General features: G+C 76.9%; 2 protein-coding genes and 2 pseudogenes. All 4 read right to left on the reverse strand.

The annotated features are described in order from the left end of the window. Window positions 1–848: pseudogene (locus MNZ29_RS23830) on the reverse strand (hypothetical protein); the annotation flags it as partial. A 7-nt stretch (window positions 849–855) separates the two neighbouring features. Next, window positions 856–1,773, reverse strand: coding sequence for a hypothetical protein (locus MNZ29_RS23835; protein ID WP_242341553.1), 918 nt, complete (start codon window positions 1,771–1,773; stop codon window positions 856–858). Between the two features lie 4 nt (window positions 1,774–1,777). Continuing rightward, complete coding sequence (locus MNZ29_RS23840) at window positions 1,778–2,680, reverse strand: metallophosphoesterase (RefSeq protein ID WP_242357080.1); 903 nt, start codon at window positions 2,678–2,680, stop codon at window positions 1,778–1,780. Next, window positions 2,664–3,151: pseudogene (locus MNZ29_RS23845) on the reverse strand (hypothetical protein); the annotation flags it as partial. The pseudogene MNZ29_RS23845 and the gene MNZ29_RS23840, both read right to left, overlap by 17 nt.

Genomic DNA, 3,151 nt, shown 5'->3' on the forward strand with positions numbered 1-3,151 from the left:
GCGGCGCGGGCCCGCTGCGCCTCCGCCGCCGCGTCGGTGGCGCGCACCGCGGCGAGCTCCGCGTCGGATCGCTCCCTCGCGCGCTGCGCCGCCTCCATGGCCTCCCGCGCGCGCGCCGCGTCGTCCACCGCCTGCGCCGCCCGCGCCCGGGCGTCCTTGAGCCACTCCTGGAGCTTGTCGCGCTGCTCCTCGGCCTTCTTCCTCCCCGACTCCACGCGCGCCCGCGCCTCGGCGAGCTCCTTCTCGAGGGTCGCGACCCGCGCGGCGAGATCCGGGCCCTCCTCGCGCGGCGCCGCCTTCGCCGCCCCTCGCCCCTCTGCCTCGGGGAGCGGGCCGTAGTACTCCTTCACGAGCTCGTCGAGGAGCGGCGCCGCGCGCGCGCGGACGTCCGCGGCGGGATCGGCGAGCACGCGCCAGAGCGCGAGCGTGAGGCCGTGGTCCGAGGCGCCCGTGGTGAGGAGATCGTCCGCCGCGGGCGCGTCGAGGGGCGTCCGGGCGAGGGGCGGCGCGCCGAACGCCTTGCGGAGCGCGTCGAGGACGCGCGCGCGCGTCGCGGGGCGGGCGCGGACCTCGTCCGCGAGCACGTCGCTCCGCTCCACGTCCGAGAGCGCCTCGGTGCGGAACCCGGGCACCGACAGCCCGAGCTCCTTCACGAGCGCGCGCGTCTCCTCCGGGAGGAGCGCGACGTAGAGGAACACGGAGAGCGCGTCGCGCGAGAGCTCCTCGAGCGGCGCGTCGCCGCCCGGATCCGGGAGCGCGGGAGCCTTCCGGCGGGGCGGCGCGCGCTTCCGCCCCGTCGCCGCCTCGCCCTTGCTCTTGCCCTTGCCGCTCGCCTTCCGCGTCGTCACGGCGGGCCTAGGGCGCGGGCGCCGCGGCCTCGCGCACCTCCGCCTGGAATACGGCGCCGGGCGGGAGCTTCCACGCGTCCGGGATCGGGATCTGCGCCTGGAACGTGGCGGGCCGGACGGCGCCGCTCGCGCCGCGGACGTCGGTCTGGATCTCGAGCTGGACGGTGGCGGCCTCGCGCGGGAGGAGCTCCACCCACCAGGTGCCGAAGATCGCGCCGGGCGGGAAGTCGTCCTGGAACCGCTCCGGGTCCGCGAGCTTCTGGTAGGGCTCCCCGCCGCCGCTCATCTCGCCGTAGGGCTTGCCGGCGGGGTCGAGCAGGTGGAAGGCGATGCGCCGGAACGCCACCGGCACGACGCTCCGCACGACGGTGCGCTCCCCGCCCCGCTCGCGCTCGAGGAACCGCGGGCTGCCCCACAGCGCGAAGTCGATGCGGAGCCCGGGCGCGCCGCCCTCCGGCGGCGTCCCCGGCTCGACGGCGAGCAGATCGAGGCGGAGCCCCTCGGCGAGCATGGACTGGACGGGCGCGTAGCGGCCCTCGCGCAGCAGCGCGAGCCGGCCGTCGGCGTACTTCTGGAAGTCCTGGAGCTGGGAGCGATCCTTCTCCTCGAGCTTCCCCTTGCGGTCGCCCGCGGCGGCCTCGACGCCCGTCGGGCGCGCCGGCTCGGAGGGGTGGCGGTTGCGGATCGCCTGCAGCTCGTCGAAGTACCAGCGCGACAGGGCGGCGATCTCGTCGCGCCACTCGGGCAGCCGGTCGGCGGGGATGGCGCGCGCCGCGCCGGCACGCTCGGAGAAGTCGCGCTTCAGGCGGGCGCGCTCGAGCCGCGCCTCGTAGGCGTCGGCCTTCTCGCGGGAGCCGGTGAACAGGAAGGCGATCGCGAGCACGGCGAGCCCGATCGGCACCGCGACGAGGAAGAGCTTCTTCATGGGTTCACTCCGAGCCGGAGACGAGCGCCTCGACGCTCCGCAGCCCGGTACGATCGATCTCGTACACGTAGGCGCGCGCGCGGCGGATCGGCTCGTCCGCGACGCGCGAGGCGGAGCCCGCGCAGAGGACCGGCGTCGCGCCGGCGGCGCCGGGCAGGTCCACCCGGAACGCGATGTGACGGTGGCCGTGCAGCACGGCCGCCACGGGGAGCTCCGCGACGAGCCGGACGATCTGATCGGCGTCCGCGAGCGGCATGCGGGCGACGTGGGCGTCGGAGGGGACGCGCTCGGGAGGGAGGACGACGTGGTGGTGGAAGGCGAGGACCACGGCGCGTCCGAGCTTCGCGTGCTCGCGGACGATCTCCCGCGCCGCGCGGAGCTGGTCGCCGCCGAGGCGGCCGGGGGTCGTCCACGGATCCTCGCCCCAGCGCGCGCTGTCGAGCGCGACGAGCACGGCCGCGTCGCCGAGCGGGACGACGTGCGGGTAGCTCGGCGCCGCCTTCTTCATGCCGAGCCCGTCCGGCCCGAGCGCGCGCAGGAACCGGGCGGTCTCGACGGAGTCCTCGGTCCAGAGATCGTGGTTCCCCGGCACGACCGTCAGCTTGCGCGCCTCGGCGAAGGGGCGCAGCAGGTCGGCGGCCCGCTCGAACTCGCGGGGCTCGCCCGAGAACGTCAGGTCGCCGGTGACGACGAGGTGATCGACGCCGACCTCGCGGAGGGCGTCGAGCAGCCCCTTCGCGAGGCGAGCGGAGTGCTTCTCGCAGTCTCGCGCCGAGAAGCCGTTGCGGGGATAGCGGCTTCGGTCGGAGACGTGGAGATCGCTGATGTGGCCGAGTCGGACGATGCGGCCTCCCGGGGCGGCGGCGATGCTATCGCAGCCCCGGCGCAGGTCAAACCTGCGACGGATCGGGGCGCGCGCCCTCCGCCACGCGCGGCAGGACGATCCGGAGCGTCCTCCCGCGCCCCGGCACCGCCTCGTCCTCCACCTGGCCGCCGTGCGGCGCGACGAGCGCGCGTGCGACCGCGGCCGCTCCGCCGTCGTCCGCCGCGGCGCCCCCCGCGATCTCCACCACCGCTTCGGAGCCACGTCGCCCGACACTCACCGCGATCTCCCCACCCCGCCCCGCACCGGCGCCCACCGCGCGGAGCGCCTCGCGGATCGCCGCTCGCAGCGGCCGGTCGTCGCCCATCGCGAGCGCGGGTTCGAGCGCGCTCCGCACTCGCACGCCCGGCGGCGGCGCCCACGCCGCGAGCAGATCGGCCACGAGCGGCGCGAGCTCCAGCGCGCGCGGCGCGCCGGCCGCCTTCTCCGCCGCGTCGTGCAGCGCGCCCACGCGGCGCGCGGCCTCCTCCAGCGCCGCGTCGAGCAGGGAGAGCT

Source organism: Anaeromyxobacter sp. SG64 (assembly GCF_022690745.1).
Classification (GTDB): domain Bacteria; phylum Myxococcota; class Myxococcia; order Myxococcales; family Anaeromyxobacteraceae; genus Anaeromyxobacter; species Anaeromyxobacter soli.